At 67.8% G+C, this 6,211-nt stretch carries 8 protein-coding genes; 5 read left to right on the plus strand and 3 right to left on the minus strand.

Annotated elements, in window-relative coordinates; all coding sequences use genetic code 11:
- Positions 1–114: 114 nt before the first annotated feature.
- From QH195_RS04290 to QH195_RS04300, 3 genes are read right to left on the minus strand one after another with little or no spacing between them, the layout of a single operon-like run.
- Complete coding sequence (locus QH195_RS04290; protein WP_280421219.1) at positions 115–642, minus strand: YbaB/EbfC family nucleoid-associated protein; 528 nt, start codon at positions 640–642, stop codon at positions 115–117.
- Complete coding sequence (locus QH195_RS04295; protein ID WP_280434391.1) at positions 642–968, minus strand: hypothetical protein; 327 nt, start codon at positions 966–968, stop codon at positions 642–644. Before QH195_RS04295 ends, QH195_RS04290 begins: the two co-directional genes overlap by 1 nt.
- Positions 969–1,009: 41 nt before the next feature.
- A complete protein-coding gene (locus QH195_RS04300; protein ID WP_280434392.1) occupies positions 1,010–2,542 on the minus strand; it encodes a hypothetical protein in 1,533 nt (510 codons plus the stop codon).
- A 369-nt stretch (positions 2,543–2,911) separates the two neighbouring features.
- On the opposite strand from QH195_RS04300, the gene QH195_RS04305 reads away from it, so the two are divergent.
- The 5 genes from QH195_RS04305 (at position 2,912) to QH195_RS04325 (ending at position 6,141) form a co-directional block, all read left to right on the plus strand.
- The gene (locus tag QH195_RS04305) at positions 2,912–3,238 is read left to right on the plus strand and encodes a YbaB/EbfC family nucleoid-associated protein (protein ID WP_280434393.1); all 327 of its coding nucleotides are present in this window, start codon (positions 2,912–2,914) and stop codon (positions 3,236–3,238) included.
- Positions 3,239–3,366: 128 nt separating this feature from the next.
- Entirely contained in the window at positions 3,367–3,684 is a 318-nt protein-coding gene (locus QH195_RS04310) for a hypothetical protein (protein ID WP_280434394.1), read from the plus strand.
- Positions 3,681–4,934, plus strand: coding sequence for a hypothetical protein (locus tag QH195_RS04315; RefSeq protein WP_280434395.1), 1,254 nt, complete (start codon positions 3,681–3,683; stop codon positions 4,932–4,934). The genes QH195_RS04310 and QH195_RS04315 overlap by 4 nt, the downstream gene beginning before the upstream one ends.
- Before the next feature lie 12 nt (positions 4,935–4,946).
- Entirely contained in the window at positions 4,947–5,243 is a 297-nt protein-coding gene (locus tag QH195_RS04320) for a PE family protein (protein ID WP_280434396.1), read from the plus strand.
- Between the two features lie 16 nt (positions 5,244–5,259).
- Positions 5,260–6,141: a PPE domain-containing protein gene (locus tag QH195_RS04325; protein ID WP_280434397.1), complete on the plus strand. Its 882-nt coding sequence runs from the start codon at positions 5,260–5,262 to the stop codon at positions 6,139–6,141.
- Positions 6,142–6,211 lie beyond the last annotated feature (70 nt).

Here is a 6,211-nt window from a genome sequence, read left to right on the forward strand (position 1 = left end):
AACCCTCCCGCATGAACTCGGCGAAATCCTCGTTCCCCACCGGGATCTCACTACCACCCACCCAACCCAGCAAACCCGCCAAATCCGCCGGCGGAAACGGAATAGCCACCTACATCACCAATCGGAACCGAGAATCGGAGGCCCACTCCGACCACGGCCTGCGGCCCGATCTACCTCTTCCACATTGTCGAACTCGAGGATCGGATCGGCAGGCACCTCTTCCTCGGCATCCTCCGGATCCGGAACAGCAGTCGGCACCGGCGGCTCCACCGGCATCATTGCCTCCACATCAGCCAGCCCGGGAAACAACTCCGACAGCTTCGGCCGCCGCTCCCGCTCACCGCGCAGCTCAGCGACCAACTCCGCATTCTTCCGCGCGGTTTCGGCCGCTGCCAGCTGCGTCGCCTCGGTCACCGCCGTCGCGATCTCCGCATAGCTCAGCTCGTCGATATCGTCGGCGAAAACCGTTTCGATCAGCAATCCATCGGCATTGACGGTGGCCGTCACCCGGCCGTCCCGCACCGAGGCCGATGCAGTCAACTTCACCCGCTGCCGCTGCGCCTCCGCAATTTGAGCCATCTGCCGCTGCAGGCTCTCGTACGCCGCGGCGGCTTCCTCCGCATAGTCGCCGGTTATCACCACTACCGCCCGAACGATTTACTCGACAATTCGTCCATGTCCCGAAGTGCCTGCGCCGCACCGAGACCGGTTCCCATATCCTCGGCAATCCCGGTAACGAGCTCCGACATCCGGCCCGTCTTCTCCTCGACCGCTTCCCCCTGACTCCGGAAACCGCGAGGACCGCCCGCGAATTCTTGACCGAAATGATCGTTCCCGCAGGCTTTTCCGGTGTGTTCCATGATTTCGTTCGCCTTGTCGCGGGCAGCCGCCAGACCCGCACCGATCTCGGCAACCAACTTCGCCGCATCACCCAGCAACGCCGGGTCGACCTCAACTCTCTTCGCCATCATCGATCCTCACCGTTGCCCGACCACGACTATCCGTGCGCTCACACCGAAACTTTCCGCCGCTCGTGGAAACGCTGTTCGAACCCGCTCGCGAATACCGCCGGAGCCACCGACGAGGAAGAGTGTTCGAGCACCCCGTCGTCGGCCACGTAGAAAATCGCCCGCCCGATCGCCATCTCCCCCTGCGGTACCGGTACATAGACCATCCATCCGCAGCTGATCCGTTCCCCTGCCAGCTCGTCCAAGGGGTATCCGGTGGTATCCAAGCCCCGGCTCCGGATATAGGTCCGCACCCGGTGCACCGCTTCGCTCTCCGGCATCTCCAGCGGCAGCGAGGTCAGCACACCGGCCGTGTTCAGCTGATAGACCGCTCCGTCGATATCGAAGGTGTCCTCGTCGAACAGGGCGGTCACGGTGTCACGCGTGGCCAGTCCGAGTTCGGCCGCCTCGACAAGTGCCGCCGCCGCGGCCCGGCCCTTCGCCGTGGACGGTGTCGTCGCCAACCCGGCCAGCAACCCGGCGACGGTATCCGCGGTCCAGACGCCGGGCACCGCCGAGGCACAGGCCTCGGCATCCGGAGACTCCCCGCGATACCAGCGACCAGCCTCCCACCAGTAGACGAACGACAGCAGCCCGGTCCCGGCCCGCGGATTCACCACCGGATTTGCCACCCAGTCGGGAGCGCCGGCGAAGAATTCCGGCATCGGGGCGTCCTCGTTGTAGGTCGCGTCCAGGGCCGGAGCCTCCCAGACCCCGCCGGAGAGCACCGCCCGGCCACCGGGCAGCGAATACAGCGTCGACCCGCCGCGGCGTGAACTCTCGAACCAGCCCATCGCGGGCACGACCCGCGGTCCCCACTCCGATCGGGCCGCCACGAAACCCGCGGCCAGACACGCCCAGCGCGCCCACATCTGCGGAAAGGCCGGGAATTCACCGGCGGCCACATTCGGCCAGACGCCGGCCTCCCGGTCGGCGCGGGCCGCCCGGGCCGCCTGCTGCGGGGTCCGCGACTGCCGGTCGCCATGCGAGATATAGGCGGCCAGCCAGACCGGTAACGATTCCCGCGGGTACTCGTCGAGATCCAGCCGGTACGCCTCGGGCTCGAAAAGCTGCCCCTCCGGGAACGGCTCGTCACCGAAGTCGTAATCGATATCGAGTCCGCCTCCGGAATCCGCGCGCACCAGCAACCGCCACCAGGGCTCATCGGCGGATTCGGCGACCATGGCGCGCTGGCTGCGCACCTGCTGCAGTACCTCCGGTGCGGGCTGGACCCGCAGGGAACGTGCGCCGTCGGAATACCGCACCTCCGCGAACACCGCTGTGGTGGTCAGTGCGAACACGGCGTCCAGCTCCTGCCAGCCGGGCGGCCCGGAACCGCTTAGTGCCGTCGCGATTTCGCGGGCGGCGACCCGGTCGGCGGGTTCGCCGCTCCCGGATTCGACGCGGTCGTCGGGGTGGGCCGTATCGCCGGGCGGCGTGACTTCGGCACCCGCATCGGGCGTGGCGAGCCGGAAGCCGATATCCGGCGCCTGCCCATCCGCACTCTCCGGCTGTTCTGAATTCTTGTCGCTCACGTTGCCCACTCGCTCACAGCTCGACCTGCGTCACCACCCATCAAGTGGGCCAAATACTTCCAGCACACCTGAAAGGCGGTTTCCCACAAGCGGGAAAGAATGGCGGAACCAGCTCCGGACTTACCCGGGAAAAGGGTTCCCCGTTCCCCGCTGGTGGCGCCTCAGTGGGTCAGTGCCACTCCGGCCCGCCGTAGTATGTGCGCCTACGACGAGTGACCGAGGTGCCATGACAACAACTGCGTCGAGATGCGGTGCGATCTCCGTGGAGACCACCGGACAGGGGCCCGCCGTTCCGAATCGGCATCGAGCCGGGCGAATGATCACGGCATCGGAACACGATTTCGACACGCAGAGCCGGCCGAGGTGGATATGAGCGAGGCAATGGATGCGCTGGAGGCACGGGTGCACCGCCAGTTGAACCTGATGCACGACCTGGCGGACCGGCTCGCCGCGATCCGGGTGCGGGAAACCTCACCGGACGGCACCGTGACCGCCGAAGTCGACGGCAACGGCGCACTGTGCGATCTGGCTCTCGCACCGGCTATCTCGAAACTGTCGCCGAGTGAATTCGAGTCGGTGGTGGTGGCGACCGCGCGGCGGGCCGCCCATCTCGCGATCATCCGGCGCGGCGAGCTGGTCGATGCTTTCAACACCGAACTCGCCGAGTCGATGCCGGGGCACAATTCCGGCCACTGACCAGGTCACAATCCGTCCTCGCCGCGCGAGACTTCCCATCAGAGGCAAGTTTCCGGCTATCGGTAGCTAACCGCGTCTGGATACCTTGACCAACGAGAATGTAAATTCCCCGGCCCCTAGGCGTTCAGATGACTGATCTCGTGGCGGACTCCCATATCGTGCGTGAATTCGGCAATGCCTCGGCCGCTCTGGCAGTGGAGACGGCAACGGCCGGAGCTGTGAATCAGACCGCACTCATCGCGGCAGCGATCCCGGTGTTCGGCCTGATCGGTCAGGACTTCCTGGCCGCTTTCGCGTATGCGCAGGCCAACAACCTCCGGTCGGTCGGCGAGCTGGCCGCCGTACATGCCGCGACAGCGTTGACCTCCTATGAGGGCGCTGCGGCATACGATTCGACCGAAGAAGCCTCGGTCACCGAATTCGGCGGGATCGGCAGAACGGTATGAGCGGACCGATCGACGAGACCGTGCTGGAACTGTTGCGCAAGAGCGCAGCCGGTCCCGCGCTGGACCGGCCGGTCAACGCGGTTCTCGCGGATATGGGTCTCGGACCGCTGCCGCAGCTGCCCGCACAGATTCCGCTGCCGGAACTACCACCGCTCCCGGCCCTGGACCTCTCGCTGATCGCAAAGCCGATCACCGATCTGGCCGACAGCTTCGGAACCGGGCAGTTCGCCGGCGGGGCAGACCCTGATCCGTCCGAGGTGTTCGCGCAGATCTCCTCGGTCCTGCAGACCGTGATGCAGCTGGGCGCGTCCGCGGTACAGACCGCAATGATGTTGTGGCAGGGTATGGCCGCGACAGAGGCTGCGAACAAGTCCACCGCGGCACAGCGCGACGGGGCGGCGATAGCAGGTCAGAGCGCCGGGACCGCAGCCGGTACGGCGGCCGCTACCACATCGGTCTTCACGGGCGCCACCGCGATGGCGGCGGTCGTGGCACGCTACCTGGCCTCCGTCGTCGCCGCCGGTCCGTTCCTGGCGACCGGGGCCGGACAGGTGTTCCTGCTGGCGGCCACCACCGAAACCCTGGCGGAAGCCACCGTGATAACCGCGAAGACACGCACCGAATTGAGTGCGGAAAGCGCGCAGATGATGGCGACCGGCGAGAAAGTACCGGTGACGAACGCGCCGGTCGGTGTCGATCCGCTACAGATCGTTGCGCAGCTGATACAGATCGTGCCGTCCGTTGTGGGCGCGGTGTCCACCGGAGCGCAATCCGTCGCCCGCTTGAACGAAACCCTGCACCCGGTGAAGCCGGTCCCCGGCGAAGACACCCCGGATTCGGCCACCCGGATCGCCGGCGTAGGCGTGCCGGGGGCCGCTCTCGCGGGCGGCGGAATCGCGGGGACGCCTGCGCGACCGTTGGCACCGTGGCCGGGAGCGCAAGCCGCCGGCGGCGGTACCGGCGCCGGCGCCGGAAACCCCGTCAGCTCAACGGCTTCCGGGACGAACAGCAGCGCCACCCGCAACACGGGCGGCGCCCTCCCGATGACCGGGGGTCTGGGCGCTGCCGGGCTCCCCCGGGGCAGTGAGTCCTCGACGGCGGACGGCCCGCGCGACCATCTCGTCAACGCAGCGCACGGCAATGAGGTCGTCGGCCCGATGGATGGAGTGTCGCTGCCGGTTGTCGGCACGGCCGAGCGTGTGTCCGTACCGCTGAGCGGCGATTCGCCGGACAAACCACTGACCCTCTGACAGGAGATCGGCATGGAATTCGATCCACCTCAGGTCCGGCAGGCCGGCACCGAACTGGACGCCTTGGCCGCACGGTTGGAGGACGCACTTCGGGCGAATCTGCCGGCGTTGGCTGTCGAACCGGCCGGCATGGACGAGGTTTCGGTCCGCACGGCGGACACCCTGCGGGTTGTGGCCACCTCCTACGACGACGCCGCCAACCGAGGTGTCCACGAGATCAGGAAACTGGCCGCGGCCCTGCGTTCACAGACCGATCAGCTGGTCCGCATGGACGAGGACAATGCCGGCGGTTTCAGGACAGCGATCTAGCGGCGGAGCACCGACGATGATCGAACCACCGATGCCCGGTTTCACCGGTGTGATCTGGGCGGCCCGGCCCGCGGAGAAGCTCGCGCACGATCTGGCCACCGGTCCCGGTGCGCGGCCGATGGCCGAGGCCGCTGCCGCGTGGTCGCGGCTGGCCGCGGTATTCGGCGCTGCAGTAATCGAATACGACCGGATCATGGCCCGAATGCGGGATTCGTGGCGATCGACCGAGAGCGGTCCCGTGATCGACCGATTCGCGACGCTGCGGCACTGGCTGGTGGATACCGCCGCGGCAGCCGGCCGCAACGCCGCGCTGGCCGGCGGACAGGCGGTCGCGTACGAGGTGGCCTGTCTGGCTATGCCGCATATGGCCGATATCGCGGCCCTGACAGCGACGATACGCAGTCTCGAGCAGGTGGGGGCCGCGCTCGGCGCGCCGCTGGTTGCGACAGTCGCCGATGCCGATGCGGAGCAAGATCTCACCAAGGCGAACGCGGCGCGGGTCATGCACAGCTACGAATCGGCGTCCGCGTTGTTGGCCGTGCCCTGGCAGCAGGTTCGGCCACCGGAAATCGTCTCGGGTACGGCATGGGCAGCCGAGCATGGTGCGACACCGCCGGTAACCGGCCCAACGCTGCCGGTATCCGCTGCGGTGCCGGCCGCGAGCGAGGGTGCGGGTTCCGGTATGCCCCGAATGCCCCGGGCCCTGTCTTCCTATCAGGCGAGGACATTCACGGCTACGACACCCGCGGCGGTGCCGGGACAGTCCTCACCCGCGACCGCGCAGCCGGCGGCGGCACCGATGCTGCCCGCCGGGATGAGCCCATCGTCCCGGGCCCCCCCGGCCCCCCCGGCCCGCCCCGGGGGCGGGGGCGCGGGCGGCCTAGTGTTCCGCGCTTGAAATCCGCGACCGTGGTCGGTGTGTATCGGGCGCTGCTGTAGGACCGCGGGGTGGTGGCCGGCCGCACGCC

The sequence above is a fragment of the Nocardia carnea genome (assembly GCF_029868855.1).
Taxonomy (GTDB): Bacteria; Actinomycetota; Actinomycetes; order Mycobacteriales; family Mycobacteriaceae; genus Nocardia; species Nocardia carnea_A.

What these genes read in the sequence shown, in the direction of transcription:
- QH195_RS04295 (WP_280434391.1), bottom strand. Translation starts at nt 968, where the DNA reads ATGGCGAAGAGAGTTGAGGTCGACCCGGCGTTGCTGGGTGATGCGGCG.
- QH195_RS04305 (WP_280434393.1), top strand. Translation starts at nt 2,912, where the DNA reads ATGAGCGAGGCAATGGATGCGCTGGAGGCACGGGTGCACCGCCAGTTG.
- QH195_RS04310 (WP_280434394.1), top strand. Translation starts at nt 3,367, where the DNA reads ATGACTGATCTCGTGGCGGACTCCCATATCGTGCGTGAATTCGGCAAT.
- QH195_RS04315 (WP_280434395.1), top strand. Translation starts at nt 3,681, where the DNA reads ATGAGCGGACCGATCGACGAGACCGTGCTGGAACTGTTGCGCAAGAGC.
- QH195_RS04320 (WP_280434396.1), top strand. Translation starts at nt 4,947, where the DNA reads ATGGAATTCGATCCACCTCAGGTCCGGCAGGCCGGCACCGAACTGGAC.
- QH195_RS04325 (WP_280434397.1), top strand. Translation starts at nt 5,260, where the DNA reads ATGATCGAACCACCGATGCCCGGTTTCACCGGTGTGATCTGGGCGGCC.